The organism is Halomonas sp. MES3-P3E (genome assembly GCF_002836035.1).
Taxonomy (GTDB): domain Bacteria; phylum Pseudomonadota; class Gammaproteobacteria; order Pseudomonadales; family Halomonadaceae; genus Vreelandella; species Vreelandella arctica.
Map to the genome: position 1 here is coordinate 131,858 of NZ_PJBT01000182.1, position 14,444 is coordinate 146,301.

Here is a 14,444-nt window from a genome sequence, read left to right on the forward strand (position 1 = left end):
TGTATTGAACATATCAATAAAAATGGTTGATCTATCGCTCAAACCACTAACTGCGCCAGCGCCTGTTCAAGCGATGCTTGTTGGCGCTGAGTGTAAAGCTCAATCTCATCAATGACGGTAGTCCCTAAAGCCTGCTCGAATTGCTGTTGGCTGGCGCTACTGCCGTAGTTATCGCGACTGCTTTCGCCCAGATTGGACTGAAAAATGCCAGCCGCACTCACCGGTAAGAAACCTTCATAAATCATCGGTGTGACTGACAGGGTGCCCTGCTGAATCAGGCTATCCACCTGCTCTATCGAAACAGGCCCTTGCACCGGCACGCCCTGCACCGCGTGGTAATGGAAGAATGCTAACGCTTCCCGACGCAGAATGGCGTAATCATCGGGGAACGCGGTGAAAACTTCCGCTAAATGGGCTTGATGAGTGTCATTATCCGCCCCCTTGGGCGCACTTTCTCGCGCCGTCGTCAGCAGGCGATCATAAAGCTCGCGCCCTTTTTTAGTTAGCGCAATACCGCGCTGCTCGATCTCGCCAAAACGAGCAGTATGTTTGCCTTCGGCGGCATCTGCGAAAGCGATGGTCTCCTCTAACGCTTTGAAACTGGTCTGGCGCAAGAGTATCGGGCAGTTGCGGCGGGGCGGGCCTTCAATGGTAGCTTTGGGATCAATACCCACGCTTGGCATACGTCGCTGTACTTCATCAATATCTAACGTTCTCGGCGCTAGGTGGTTAATGTGTGGGCCGCGGAAACAGACCACGTCGGCGATCAAGCGATGCTCATGATGCAAACGGTCATAAGTCGCCAAATCGACTGTGGCGTTGTCATGCCAGCGGAACGTTTCCAGCGCTTCCTGAACGAACTGCTCGGCATCGGCGGCGCTAAGCCCACCCTGCTGCTCGAAGCCTTCAATGAGCGTTTTCACATTATCAGTAAAAATATCCCGTGAGCTTAAAATGGCGCTTGCCTGTTCGCGGAGTTCGGCCTTTTCGATGAGTTCCAGGCGCAGCAGCGAGGTAAAGACACGAAAGGGATTACGCTTGAGCGCACGATCGGCGACCGGACGAAATGCTGTGGAGTGCACCGGCACGCCCGCCGCCGCCAGGTCATAATAGCCCACCGGCTCCATTCCCATTACCGCGAACATTCGCCGTAGCATGGCAAGCTCGTCAGCGCTGCCCACGCGAATCGCACCGTGGCGTTCAACATTGATGCGGGCCAGCTCGTCGCCCTCCTGCAGTGCACCGTTAAGTTCTGGATTAGCAGCTAGCACCTCTCGATTAACAGCCTCGACCAGCGACAACAAGGTGCCGTATTGCGGCACTTCCTGCTGATACATCGCTGACATCGCGCTGGAAAACTGATCGCGGATTTCATCACTGCTAACGTACGCTGAACTCATGGAATTGTCCTATTTATAAACGGCTATATCTGCCCATAAAAGGCTGTACCTACATAGTAGCGCTATCGGTGCCTTAACAATTTCACTTTTTCCGCACCTTGCTACACCTAAAAGCCCCCTCACCTTAACGAGTAGGTATTTTAAACTGTTACATTAGCGCTTGATCTTATGAACCTAGGCACGCCATCAATGACGCTTCCGCTTTATTTAGGTTTGCCCATGTGGGCCAATCAAGACTGGCTCGGCAGTCTTTATCCGCGCCATGCCAAAACCGAGCTATTAAGCGATTATGCCGCGGTGTTTTCGAGCGTTGAAGGTAACACTACGTTTTATAGCGGTATTCCAAAACCGGAAACAGTCGCCGCTTGGGCACGCCAGGCGCCACCCCACTTTCGTTTTTGTTTTAAATTACCGGCAACCGTCACTCACGATCAACGGCTTACCCATTTAGAAGACGCATGGGCATTTTTAGCCGCCCTTGAACCGCTGCACGATCGCCTTGGGCCCACCATGGTTCAACTACCCCGCGACTTTGGCCCTCAAGAACTCCCTCAGTTGGAAGCGTTGCTCGCTGATTGGCCTGCTCATTTGCCTTGCGCGGTAGAAGTACGCCACCCTGATTTTTTCCACAAAGGGGCCGCTGAAATTGCCCTTAACCGCCTGTTGATAACTTATTCGGCCAACCGCGTGATGCTTGATGTCCGTCCGCTCTTTTCAACCCCGTCAAATGATCATATGGGCCTGGCTCATGCCCAGCAAGAAAAGCCAAAACTCCCACTACACGTGCTTTCCACGGCAAATTATCCGGTAATTCGCTTCATTGGTCATATTGACAAAACCATAAACAGTGACTACTTCACCGCCTGGAAAGCTCGCCTAAAACTGTGGATAAGTCAGGGGAAAACCCCTTTCTTATTTGTGCATACTGCGGATAACCGCGAGTCCCCCCACATGGCTCGCCTACTTTATAACGCACTCGGAGAAGAGACGCCCTTACCCCCGCTTGAGCCCTTTGCCGGTGAAAAGCAAAGCCAGCTGTTTTAGGCCGCCTTTTTAGGCCAGCTAACTGGCATGCTCGCAGTCGATCAGATAAATTGCGCTTACTTTCGAAAAAGACGCTAACAATGACGCTGTTTTTCGAAAATTAGCGTGCACACCACGCTGTGACTGACACAATAATCGACTTCATAGGTGATGTATGGCGAAGCTCGCACACGCGCAGTGGTCATCGCGAATGACCTTTGTGCTGGCCGCCGCTGGTTCAGCGGTGGGTCTAGGGAATATCTGGAAATTTCCATATATGGTGGGTGAAAGCGGCGGCGCTGCTTTCGTATTTGTGTATTTACTTTGTATCGCACTGATTGGCTTGCCCATTCTCGTCTCCGAGTGGCTACTGGGGCGGCGTGGCCAGAAGAACCCTGCCAGCACGATGTCAGAACTGGCCCGCACCGCAAACAAGCCAAAAGCATGGGCCATTGTCGGCATTAGCGGCATTGTTGGGGCCTTTTTGATTTTGTCGTTTTACAGCGTGATTGGTGGCTGGTCACTCTACTACACCGTTAACTCAGTGAGCGGTGCCTTTAGCGGTCAAGACGCCGACGGGATTGGCGCCCTGTTTAATGGCATGCTGAGTAACCCAGGCTTACTGCTGTTGGGCCATTCGATCTTTATGCTACTGGTGATTGGCATTGTCGCCCGCGGTGTTACCAAAGGGCTTGAAGGCGCTGTACGCATTCTAATGCCAGTACTCGCGCTGCTGCTCGTTGTGCTGATCGGTTACGGCATGTCGACCGGCCACTTTGGTGAAGCGTTGACGTACATGTTCAACCCGGACTGGAGCAAGCTCAGCGCAGAAACCGTGCTGGCCGCCTTAGGTCACGCCTTCTTCACCCTCTCACTGGGTATGGGCATCATGATGGCTTACGGCTCTTACTTGGGCAAAGAGATCAACCTGCTGCAAACCGCCCGCACGGTCATCATCATGGACACCGTCATTGCCCTAGGCGCTGGGCTAGCCATTTTCCCGATTGTGTTTGCCAACAACCTGGATCTTGCCTCAGGCCCTGGGCTGATTTTCGTCACGCTGCCGTTGGCGTTTGGCAATATGGATGGTGGCTTGATCCTAGGCTTGATGTTCTTCTTGTTGCTCACGTTTGCCGCGCTGACCTCAGCGATTTCACTGCTTGAGCCGGTGGTTGAGTTCGTTGAAGAGCGCACGCCGCTCAGACGTGTCATGGCAACGGTTGTGGCCGGCGTGGGGGCTTGGTTGCTCGGCATTGCGGCACTGCTATCGTTCAACGTTTGGAGCGAGCCGCTCATGTTTGGGCTGGGCGTATTCGACCTGCTGGATACGCTGACCAGCAAAATAATGCTGCCGCTAACCGGGCTAGGCGCGATTCTCTTCGCCGCTTGGTGCCTGGATCGTAAAAGTGTCGAAGCCGAGCTTGAACTTTCAGCGACCGGTAAAAGCGTATGGAACATCATCGCACGCTATGTAGCGCCCGCTGGCGTTATTGCGGTGTTCGTGACAGGGCTTATTTAAGGTAAGCTGTCACTTCCCTGCTGTTTGCTAACCTCAGTGCAATTCGCTCTCTTGCCGATCTTCATCGGGCAAGGGGGCGATGTCCCGCGATAGCTTCTGAAATTCTCGATGCAATTCAATCCCACGACGCGCTCTTAGGCTACGCTGGGCAGCGCTCCGCTGACGCTGGGCATGTTCATCTACTTGCATACTCATAAAGATGTCGAGCAGTTCGCTTTTAACCGAGGTGATGCGTTCGACGTTTCTCATAATCGACGTTCCTCCAGGTGAATATGCCTTCGTCCACCTGCATCCGTGACGACTGTTTGATGCAGTGCGGCACTTCACTTCTTACTATAACCTACTTGACAAAATGATGAACATTCTTAAAAAAAGTGCCTAACGGCATTTTAACGCTAACCTTAAACAACGCTTTTCATGCCCATTTGCGCTATCAGTCAGGCATACTGTGGCAAATGCTAGAAGTAAGCCAAGTGTGTGCTGAAGAGCCAAGGAGCTGAACGTGAGTCGCGCCCTGTTCGATGAAATGAGACGCCGCATGGAGCACTTTCGACGCTCCGAGCAAAAAGTGGCGCGGTTTGTACTGCGCAACCCCGAAGAGGTCATCCACATGCGTATTGTGGATCTGGCCACTGAAGCCACCGTCAGCGAACCGACCGTGGTGCGCTTTTGCCGTGCGCTGGGGTGTAACGGCTTTCAGGATTTCAAGCTACAGCTAGCGCAAATGCTGGCCAGCGGCAGTCAGTTTGCACAATTTTCCATGAACGATAGCGACTCGGTCGCTGAGTTTTCCCATAGCATCTTTGACTCGACCGTGGGCACGCTGCTCTCTGTGCGTGACCGGCTGGATAACGACGCCCTGGGCCGAGCGGTTAATGCGCTAGCGATGGCTAATCGCGTGGAGTTCTATGGCTTTGGCGCCTCAGGCGCGGTCGCCTTTGACGCCCAGCACAAGTTTTTCCGGCTGCAAATTTCCACCTCCGCCTACGCCGACCCTCATATGCAGAATATGTCGGCGGTAACCCTAAAAGAGGGTGACGTGGTGGTGGCCATTTCTCAAACCGGCCGCACCAAAGCGCTGGTTGCCAGCGTGCGCTTGGCCCGAGAGGCAGGCGCGACGGTGATTGGCCTCTGTCCCAGCGGCTCCCCGCTCGCCGAAGAAGTCAGCCTGCCGCTATATATCGATGTTCACGAAGACACCGAAATCTACACGCCGCTTAGTTCGCGCATTGCCCATCTGGTGCTGATTGATGTGCTCGCCGTCGGGGTCGCTAAAACCCGCGGCCCAAAACTCGCCGAACAGCTTAAAGCGGTTAAAAAGAGCCTCAATACGCTGCGCTTTCCTGAAGAGTCGTAATCGTTAACCTGTATACACAGCCAGTTTGCTGGCTGTGCTAGACTAGCCGCCTATTTTTTGATCCGGCAGCGGCTACTATGGACGACGTCACGGCGATTCTCGATCAGCTCAACTCCGCACAGCGCGAAGCAGTGAGCGCCCCCCAAGGTAACCTGTTGGTGCTCGCAGGGGCAGGCTCCGGCAAAACCCGCGTGTTGGTTCACCGTATCGCCTGGCTGATGCAGGCCGAAGGGTTGTCTCCCTACGCGCTGCTGGCGGTTACCTTTACCAATAAAGCCGCTAAAGAAATGCGTACCCGCCTTGAGACGCTGCTGAGCCTCTCGCTGCGACATGTCTGGGTCGGCACCTTTCACTCCATTGCCCACCGCCTGCTGCGCACCCACTGGCAGGATGCTCGGCTGCCGCAACACTTCCAGATTATCGATTCCGACGATCAGCTGCGCCTGGTTAAACGGCTGCTGAAAGATTACTCGATCGATGACGAACGTTATCCGCCGCGTCAGGTGCAGGGGTTTATCTCCGGCTGCAAAGAAGAAGGGCTGCGCCCGCACCAGGTAAATGTCGATGGCGATGCCTACATGGGTCAGATGGTCGAACTCTATGAGCGCTACCAACTGACCTGCGAGCGCGGCGGTCTGGTCGATTTCGGTGAGCTGCTGCTGCGAAGCCTGGAGTTACTGCGCGATAACCCAGCACTGTTAAAACACTATCAGGAGCGCTTTGGTCACGTACTGGTGGATGAGTTTCAGGATACCAATACGCTGCAATACGCCTGGCTAAAACTGCTCACTGGCATGAAAACGCCGATGACCGCGGTGGGCGATGACGACCAGTCGATCTACGGCTGGCGCGGTGCCAAGGTGGAGAATATCAGCCGCTTTGAGCAGGAATTCCCGCAAACCCATACCGTGCGTCTAGAGCAGAACTATCGTTCCACCAGCGCGATTCTTGAAGCCGCCAATACACTGATCAGCCACAACAGCGAGCGGATGGGCAAAAACCTGTGGACTGATGGCATCGAAGGCGAGCCGATCTCGATCTACGCCGGGTTTAACGACCTGGAAGAAGCGCGTTATATCGTTGATACCATCAAAGAGAAGGTCGACGAAGGCTTTAACCGCCGGGATATCGCGATTCTCTACCGCTCCAATGCCCAGTCGCGGCTGCTGGAAGAGACCCTGATTCGCCAAGGCATGCCCTACCGTATTTACGGTGGCCACCGTTTTTATGAACGCTTAGAAATCAAAAATGCCTTGGCTTACCTTCGCCTGATGCTCAACCGCGATGACGATGCCTCCCTTGAGCGGGTCATTAACGTCCCCACTCGTGGCATCGGCACGCGCACGGTCGAGATTGTCCGCCTGCGTGCACGTGAGCAGAGCATTCCGCTGTGGCAGGCGCTCCACGATGCGATTAACGACGGCACTTTAAAAGGCCGCGCTGCCAATGCCGTACAAACCTTCGCCAACCTGATCGAGCAGCTCGATAACGACGCCTCCGGCATGGCACTGCACGAGATTATCGATCACGTTACCGTTCATACAGGCCTGATAGAACATCACAAAAGTGAGCGCGGCGAGAAAGGTCAAGCGCGCGTGGAGAACTTGGAAGAGCTAGTCACTGCTGCCCGCGCCTTTACCCAAGGCGATGTCTTTGAAGCCCCTGAAGCGGGCGAAGGCATGGCCGCACTGGAAGCGTTTCTCTCCGAAGCAGCCCTTAACGCTGGCGACCATGAAGCTGAAGAGTTTGAAGACAGCGTACAGCTAATGACGCTGCACTCCGCCAAAGGCCTGGAGTTTCCCGTGGTGTTTATTGCCGGGGTCGAGGAGGGGCTTTTCCCGCACAAGATGTCCCTGGAAGAGCCGGGCAGGCTCGAAGAGGAGCGCAGACTTTGTTACGTCGGCGTCACTCGCGCCATGCAGAAGCTCTACCTGACCCACGCAGAAACTCGCCGCCTGCACGGCAAAGAAGTGTTTCCACGCCCCTCACGCTTCTTACGCGAGCTACCGCCACACCTGCTGGAAGAAGTCCGCCTGCGCGGGCATATTTCACGCCCGGTGACCGCGTCGCGCACTTCTTTTGCTCAGCAAAGCGTCGAAAGTAGCGGCGATCTGCCCAGCCTGCACGTCGGCCAGGGCGTTGAGCATCCGGTGTTCGGTGAAGGGATTATCCTTAATGCGGAAGGCGAAGGTGCCCGCGCCCGTGTACAGGTCAGTTTTGAAGGCGAAGGGGTAAAATGGCTGGTACTTGGCTTTGCTAAGCTGACACCGCTATAGCGATCTGTTCACTTACGTCCCATTGAATGCGCCCAGGCGCCACGTAGAGGTCATTATGAAACAGCGCTTAAAACGCCTATTTCCAGAAGTGAGTAACGGCTGGCAATCACTCAGCGGCTACCAGCGCTTTGAACGCTTAGTATCGATGGTACTGACCCTCGCCATCGGCGGCGCTGTGCTGGTCGCCATGTATTATCTGGTCATTCATGTGGTACAGCTGCTGTTTATTCAAAGCCGCGACCCCTTTGACTACCGCGTGTTTCAAGCCTTGTTCGACATGATTCTTACCGTCTTGATTGCCATGGAGTTCAACAACTCCATTATCCGCACAATGACCAGCGGGAAAGGCTTCATTCACGTTGAAATCGTCGTGCTGATTGCCATTATGGCGCTGGTGCGCAAGTTTATGGTGCTGGATATGGAAGTCATCGACCCCTGGCAAATAGGCGCGCTATCGGTGGCAGTCCTGGCGTTAGGCGGTTGCTATTGGCTGGTGCGCCACGGCAACAGTATGAAAGACGCAGCGGATGATTAGTCAGAAGGCTTGCGAGCTAAATTCGCTATAAAGCATACTAACCAGCAGACACGGCGCACTTAGCGCCCTATAAAAACAGATAATGACTTTTGGAGTTTTGCTCACATGCAACGCCGTAACTTCCTCAAAACCGTTGGCCTAGGCGCTGCGGGTGTCGCTGCCGCCCCCTTCGTAACTACCTCTAGCGTACGCGCTCAAGAGACCTATACCTGGGACATGGTCACCTCGTGGCCGAAAAACTTTCCCGCCCTGGGCACCGGTGCAAATGATTTTGCCCGCCGGGTCGAGCAGCTTTCCAACGGCCGTATGCAGATTCGCGTCCATGGCGCGGGTGAGCTGGTACCTGCGCTTGAAGTATTCGACGCCGTGGCGGCGGGAACCGCTGAGATGGGTCACTCTGCGTCCTACTACTGGCGCGGCAAAGTGGCTGCTTCACAATTTTTCACCGCTGTACCGTTCGGCATGACCACCACCGAAATGAATGCCTGGTTGTACCATGGTGACGGCCAAGAGCTGTGGGACGAAATCTACGCCAATCACAACCTGAAACCCTTTGCTGTCGGTAACACCGGCACGCAAATGGCGGGCTGGTTCAAGAAAGAGATCAACTCGCTAGACGATATGCAGGGGCTGAAATTACGCCTGCCAGGCCTCGCGGGTGAAGCCATGAACGGCATCGGTGTCAGCACCGTCAACATACCGGGATCCGAAATTTTTACCTCGCTGCAAACTGGCGCTCTGGATGCCGCTGACTGGGTGGGGCCGTATAACGATTTGGCATTCGGTCTGCACCAGGTCGCTGATTACTACTACACGTCGGCTTGGAACGAGCCCTCAGCGGTACTGGAAGGCACGATCAACCTGGATGCCTGGAACGCGCTGCCGGAAGACCTGCAGGACGTCATTCGCGAAGCCGCACGTGCATCTAACCTGGCGATGATCAGCGAATTCGCCTTTCGCAACGCCCAGGCACTGGAAGCATTGGTCGATGAGCACGGCGTTCAGCTGCGCACCTTCCCTGAAGACGTGATGGCAGCGCTTTACACCTCCTCCCAGGATGCCATCCAGCGCCAAATCGAGGACGATGAAGAGTCCCGCCGCGTGTATGAATCTTACTCGGCGTTTCAGAAACTACTGCGTCCGTTTAGCGACGTGGGTGAATACGCCTATCTCAAGAACCGCGACAACGTAGGTGCCTGATTATCCAGTCAGGTAAGCAGCAAGTACGGCAAAGGGCGCACTGAGCGCCCTTTTGCTATTTTAGGGGGGAACATTGAAGGGGTTGATAAGAAGGGCTATTCGCTGTGTACCGCTCGGATCCGTCCGTTATCGTCTAATGCGACCATTACAAAACGCGCCTCTGTCACCTTTTGACGCTCTTCAATCCGTTGCCCATGGGGCGGGCGTACCCATACTTCCACATCAATTTTGATTGAGCTATGACCGATCTCTTGTACCTGGGTGTAGACACTGACCATTGAGCCGACGCGCACCGGGCTTAAAAAATCCATGGCTTCAATCGCCACGGTGGCCGTTCGCCCACCCGCTTCGCGGCAGGCTGCAAGCTCAGCTGCCTGGTCCATTTGATTGACTAGCCAACCACCGGGTATATCACCATAAAGATTGGTATCTTGGCGGGAAGCCAGTAATTTTAAAGTAAGCTGCCCTTGAGGGGCCGGTACGTCATCCAAATCGGTTTCCAGAAGAGTCATGGGTTCGTCGCTTAGTCAGTTTATTGTTGTAAACGTTGCAGTAAGGCACATTGCCAAGGGGCGTTGCTGCGTCGCAACACAAGTGAATGGATTCAGTTAACCATAAGAGGACGCTTGTTTGAATACTCTTTCATCTCATAGAAGCTACCTTTTATCGCTACGGCACACCTCAGGTTGCTGGGTGATGATGGCCCTGCTGCTGGTGACGCCACCTACTTGGGGGCAATCACTGCCGATAACCGGCACGTTAGGTGCCGTCGGTTCTGACACCATGGCTGGGCTCATGCTGCGCTGGGGCGAAACACTGACTTCCCGCTACCCAGAGGTAAAGCTGCAATTTCAAGCCAGCGGCTCGGCCAGCGCGCCAACCGCGCTAATGGCAGGTACCACCCGGCTGGGGCCGATGTCGCGGCCGATGAGCACCGAAGAGCAGGATAACTTTATTGAGCGCTACGGCTACCCGCCGCTAGAGTTAAAAGTTGCCCGTGACGCGCTGATTGTGGTCGTCCATCGCCATAACCCGCTGCGCGCGCTCACCCGCCAGCAGGTCGATGCCATCTTCTCGACCTCACGCGCCTGCGGTGCCGAGGCGCCGATACGACGCTGGGATCAGCTCTCGGCAACGCGTGACTGGTCATTTGGCAGTATTGCGTTACATGGTCGCAACCTTGCCTCCGGCACTCACGGGCTATTTCAAGAACGGGCGCTGTGCGGCGGCCTCTTTCGCAACGATATTAGCGAACACCCCGGCTCATCGGCCGTCGTCGCTGCAGTGGGCGAGTCTGCCAATGCAATGGGATACGCCGGGTTTAACCACCTAACGCCGGCCGTGCGCGCATTAAGCCTTTATGACGATGACGGCATCGCTATACCGCCCGATGAAGCAGCGATACAGAGCGGTGATTATCCGCTGTCGCGCTACCTCTACCTCTACGTGAACCTGCCGCCCGGGGCATCCTTACCGCCCGCCGAGCAGGCACTACTGACGCTGATCATGTCCGATGAGGGCCAGCAAATTGCACGCGCATCCGGTTTTGTCCCCTTAACCCCAAGCGTCCTTGACGCGCAGCAAAGGTGGTAAGCCGCTGTCATCTAATTGACACATAATCGTCTTAGAGTAGGGAATCATTCTATGCACCGTTTTCACTATAAGCTCTCTTCACGACTCACTCTTTCAATACATGCTGGTCAGTACTGTGATCACCCCGGTTTTGCCATGCCTAGTTTTGTCATGATAGCGACATGACCCCACCTCGGTTAACCTCTTCTCGGCAGCCATTGCGCTTGCTTCAGGATCGTGTGGCCACCGGGTTCATCACCGCTGGTGGTGTTGGGGTGTTGCTGGCGATTCTCGCTATCGGCGTTTTTCTGATATGGGAAACGCTGCCACTACTGGCGATTGGAGAGAGCTTGGCCCTGGCCAAGCTCTCTCCGCTGGCGTGGGGCACCCTTAAAGCCGCGCTGGCCGCGCTACTGTTTGCGATTCCCGTCGCCTTAGGGGCGGCCATCTACTCTGCGCTGTTTATGTCAGCGCGCTTGCGTGCGCGCATCAAACCTGCACTCGAAATGATGGAGGCCATTCCGGGCGTGGTGGTGGGCTTTATTGCCGGGCTCATTTTGGCGCCATGGGTAGAGCGTCACCTAGCCAGCGCTTTGGTACTGATAATCTGGCTGCCGCTCAGTGCCGGGCTTGCGGGCTTGCTCTGGCAACTGGTCAAAGCTCGGCTGCGCCGTCGTTTACCGCTCTCCTGGGCTGGCCTGTGGCTAATACCGTGGCTCGCTCTGATGGTGGCGATAGCGCTATGGCTTGCGCCGTGGATGGAGCAGCTGTGGCTGGGCGGGGATCTGCGTCAGTTGCTCGACCAGCGCTTTGGGATGGATTACGCCACCCGCAATGCCCTGATTGTCGGTCTGGCGATGGGGTTTGCCGTTATCCCCAGCATCTACTCATTGGCAGAAGATGCCCTTGCCGATGTGCCTTCGACTCTGATAGAGGGCGCCCAGGCGCTGGGTGCCAGCCGTTGGCAGGCGCTGTGGAAGGTGGCACTGGCGGCGGCGGGACCAGGTATTTTCTCGGCGGTGATGATCGGCGCGGGCCGGGCAGTGGGCGAAACCATGATTGTACTGATGGCCAGTGGCAACACCGCTCTGTTTAGCGCCAGCCCTTTCGAAGGTATGCGCTCCATGGCAGCGGCTATTGCCATCGAGCTTCCTGAAGCGTCACCCGGCGGCCAGACCTATCATCTGCTGATTTTTGCCGCACTGGTGCTGTTTATCTTCACATTCCTGGTTAACACCCTAGCCGAGGTTGTCCGCCAGCGCCTGCGCCGCCGTTATCGCCAGATGGGAGGCACATCATGAAAGCTGGCACGGTCAACACCGCCTCTCGCCGCCCTCGTTTTAACTGGCTGAATGACTTATGGCCTTGGCTATGCGCGGCCAGCGTAGCGCTCTCCTTGCTGATGCTGGGTGCTCTACTGGCGCTATTGTTAGTGCGTGGGCTTGGACACTTCTGGCCCGCGACGCTTGAAGAGGTCACTCTGCATTCGGGTGACACCTTTGCTGGCCATGCCGTGCGCGAGGTCGAGCTCCCCCAGCAAGCGGGAGATGAACGGCTGTACTTTACCGGCAATCAGGACATAGAGGGCGCCCGCTGGCGCTGGGTGGCGATTGAGGAGATTGCCGAACGCGCGCAGCCAGCTGACTTGATTCGCCTGGAGCGAAGCCCCTGGGGGGATTTTATTGGCCGCTTGGCGGCCATTGAGCAAGACGACCAGCGCTGGGAGGGGGACGCTGCCTGGCAACGGTTAACGACTTTATTGGCACTTCCCGCTAGCCAACGTCAAGAGAGCCAGCTGCTGCTCACCACCGTGGATGGCCAAACCTTGCGTCAACCGATGGCCAGTGTCGTCAGCGCTCAAGCCCCAAATGCGATGAGCTGGTGGCAGAAAACCCATGTCTGGGGCGATGGGGTATGGCGGTTTCTCAGCGAAGGGCCCCGAGCAGCCAATACCGACGGTGGCGTGTGGCCGGCGATATTTGGCACCGTGCTAATGGTGATTTTAATGTCCGTGATGGTCACGCCATTTGGCGTGCTGGCCGCTATTTATCTTAATGAAATTGCTCACCAGGGGCGGCTGACGCGCCTGGTGCGCATCGGCGTGCGCAATCTAGCGGGGGTGCCGTCCATCGTGTATGGCGTTTTCGGCTTGGGAGTGTTCGTTTACGGCATTGGCGGCTCGCTGGATGAGTGGTTTTTCAGCGATACATTGCCTTCGCCCACGTTTGGCACCGGCGGCCTGCTGTGGGCCTCGTTAACCCTCGCCCTACTAACCCTACCCGTCGTCATTGTGGCAACCGAAGAGGGGCTCGCGCGGATTCCTGAGGCCCAGCGCGAAGGCGCCGTGGCGCTCGGGGCTACTCGCCTTGAGATGCTTACCCGCATCGTACTGCCCATGGCGGCACCGGCCATGCTGACAGGCGTTATTTTAGCGATCGCCCGCGCGGCAGGCGAAGTGGCGCCACTGATGCTCGTCGGCGTTGCCAAACTAGCGCCACAAATGCCGATTGACGGTGAGTTTCCTTACCTACATTTAGAGCGCAAGTTTATGCACCTTGGCTATCATTTATTTGATACCGCCTTTCACGGCGAAGATGTACAAGCTGCGATCCCGCTGGTTTACGCCACGGCGCTACTTTTAGTGTTGATTGTGCTAGTACTTAATCTAACTGCCATATTTCTGCGTCATTATCTTAGGCGTCAACGGGGAAACGAATGCTAGCGCCTTTACATTCAGCTAATACCGCTCAGGTACCAGTGGCGCACTTTTCGTCCGAGCACAGCTGCCTGAGCATCGATCACTTAAGCCTCGCCTATGCGGGGAAAGAGGCGTTGCGTGACTTAACCCTCAGTGTTCCGCGACATCGTGTGACGGCCTTCATTGGCCCGTCGGGATGCGGTAAGTCAACGCTGTTACGGGCGATTAATCGTCTGCATGATCTCAATGAGACAGTGACCCATAGCGGCAAAATCACGCTGGAAGGGCAGGACATTCACGACCCGCAAACGAACGTGACCGAGCTGCGGCGGCGAGTAGGGATGGTGTTTCAAACCCCCAATCCCTTCCCTATGTCGATCTATGAAAACGTGGCCTTTGGTCTGCGGTTGCAGCAGCGCCTTCCCAAGCGCAAAAGGGACGATATTATTGAGTGGGCATTAACCTCCGCCGCGCTATGGGATGAAGTGAAAGACCGCCTGCACCGCTCCGCCTGGCAGCTTTCCGGTGGACAGCAGCAGCGACTAGTCATCGCCCGCACCTTAGCAGTACAGCCCGATGTGCTGCTGCTTGATGAACCCGCGTCAGCGCTAGACCCGATTTCAACGCTCAAAATTGAGGAGTTGATCCGTAACCTAAAGTCGGAGCTAACGCTGGTACTGGTCACCCACAATATGCAACAAGCGGCGCGCGTATCGGACTACACCGCCTTTTTGCATCAAGGTGAGCTGGTTGAGTACGGGCCTACTGATCAGGTCTTCACCAACCCCCGTTTGCAACACACCGAAAACTACATCACCGGCCGCATTACCTAGGCCTTAGCGACTGAAACGTCAGGAGTGCTCC

13 protein-coding genes are annotated in these 14,444 nt (G+C 55.8%); 10 read left to right on the forward strand and 3 right to left on the reverse strand.

Annotation, left to right across the window (positions count from 1 at the left end; genetic code table 11):
* Nucleotides 1-38 precede the first annotated feature (38 nt).
* Complete coding sequence (gene hglS, locus CXF87_RS13235; RefSeq protein WP_101146912.1) at nucleotides 39-1,400, reverse strand: 2-oxoadipate dioxygenase/decarboxylase HglS; 1,362 nt, start codon at nucleotides 1,398-1,400, stop codon at nucleotides 39-41.
* 189 nt (nucleotides 1,401-1,589) lie between these two features.
* Between hglS and CXF87_RS13240 the strand changes: the two genes are divergently transcribed.
* Complete coding sequence (locus CXF87_RS13240) at nucleotides 1,590-2,444, forward strand: DUF72 domain-containing protein (protein ID WP_101146913.1); 855 nt, start codon at nucleotides 1,590-1,592, stop codon at nucleotides 2,442-2,444.
* Between the two features lie 154 nt (nucleotides 2,445-2,598).
* Nucleotides 2,599-3,942, forward strand: a complete 1,344-nt coding sequence (locus tag CXF87_RS13245; RefSeq protein ID WP_101146914.1) for a sodium-dependent transporter — start codon at nucleotides 2,599-2,601, stop codon at nucleotides 3,940-3,942.
* A gap of 33 nt (nucleotides 3,943-3,975) precedes the next feature.
* Here the strand turns inward: CXF87_RS13245 and CXF87_RS13250 are convergent, their stop codons facing one another.
* Complete coding sequence (locus CXF87_RS13250) at nucleotides 3,976-4,191, reverse strand: PA3496 family putative envelope integrity protein (RefSeq protein ID WP_008956472.1); 216 nt, start codon at nucleotides 4,189-4,191, stop codon at nucleotides 3,976-3,978.
* 253 nt (nucleotides 4,192-4,444) lie between these two features.
* Between CXF87_RS13250 and hexR the strand changes: the two genes are divergently transcribed.
* The 4 genes from hexR (at nucleotide 4,445) to CXF87_RS13270 (ending at nucleotide 9,310) form a co-directional block, all read left to right on the forward strand.
* Nucleotides 4,445-5,299: a transcriptional regulator HexR gene (gene hexR / locus CXF87_RS13255; protein WP_101146915.1), complete on the forward strand. Its 855-nt coding sequence runs from the start codon at nucleotides 4,445-4,447 to the stop codon at nucleotides 5,297-5,299.
* A gap of 77 nt (nucleotides 5,300-5,376) precedes the next feature.
* Nucleotides 5,377-7,575 (forward strand): DNA helicase II, encoded by a 2,199-nt coding sequence (gene uvrD, locus CXF87_RS13260; RefSeq protein ID WP_101146916.1) that lies wholly within the window; start codon nucleotides 5,377-5,379, stop codon nucleotides 7,573-7,575.
* A gap of 55 nt (nucleotides 7,576-7,630) precedes the next feature.
* Nucleotides 7,631-8,110 carry a phosphate-starvation-inducible PsiE family protein gene (locus CXF87_RS13265; protein WP_101146917.1) on the forward strand — a complete coding sequence of 160 codons (480 nt, stop codon included), beginning with the start codon at nucleotides 7,631-7,633 and terminating at the stop codon, nucleotides 8,108-8,110.
* Nucleotides 8,111-8,215: 105 nt separating this feature from the next.
* Nucleotides 8,216-9,310, forward strand: a complete 1,095-nt coding sequence (locus tag CXF87_RS13270) for a TRAP transporter substrate-binding protein (RefSeq protein WP_101146918.1) — start codon at nucleotides 8,216-8,218, stop codon at nucleotides 9,308-9,310.
* Nucleotides 9,311-9,405: 95 nt separating this feature from the next.
* Here CXF87_RS13270 and CXF87_RS13275 read toward each other — a convergent pair whose 3' ends face one another.
* A complete protein-coding gene (locus CXF87_RS13275) occupies nucleotides 9,406-9,822 on the reverse strand; it encodes an acyl-CoA thioesterase (RefSeq protein WP_008956467.1) in 417 nt (138 codons plus the stop codon).
* 184 nt (nucleotides 9,823-10,006) lie between these two features.
* On the opposite strand from CXF87_RS13275, the gene CXF87_RS13280 reads away from it, so the two are divergent.
* From CXF87_RS13280 to pstB, 4 genes are all read left to right on the forward strand, one after another.
* The gene (locus tag CXF87_RS13280; protein WP_008956466.1) at nucleotides 10,007-10,903 is read left to right on the forward strand and encodes a PstS family phosphate ABC transporter substrate-binding protein; all 897 of its coding nucleotides are present in this window, start codon (nucleotides 10,007-10,009) and stop codon (nucleotides 10,901-10,903) included.
* 161 nt (nucleotides 10,904-11,064) lie between these two features.
* Entirely contained in the window at nucleotides 11,065-12,183 is a 1,119-nt protein-coding gene (locus CXF87_RS13285; protein WP_101146919.1) for an ABC transporter permease subunit, read from the forward strand.
* Nucleotides 12,180-13,604 carry a phosphate ABC transporter permease PstA gene (gene pstA / locus CXF87_RS13290; RefSeq protein ID WP_101146920.1) on the forward strand — a complete coding sequence of 475 codons (1,425 nt, stop codon included), beginning with the start codon at nucleotides 12,180-12,182 and terminating at the stop codon, nucleotides 13,602-13,604. The genes CXF87_RS13285 and pstA overlap by 4 nt, the downstream gene beginning before the upstream one ends.
* Nucleotides 13,598-14,413, forward strand: coding sequence for a phosphate ABC transporter ATP-binding protein PstB (gene pstB / locus CXF87_RS13295; RefSeq protein ID WP_008956463.1), 816 nt, complete (start codon nucleotides 13,598-13,600; stop codon nucleotides 14,411-14,413). Before pstA ends, pstB begins: the two co-directional genes overlap by 7 nt.
* Nucleotides 14,414-14,444 lie beyond the last annotated feature (31 nt).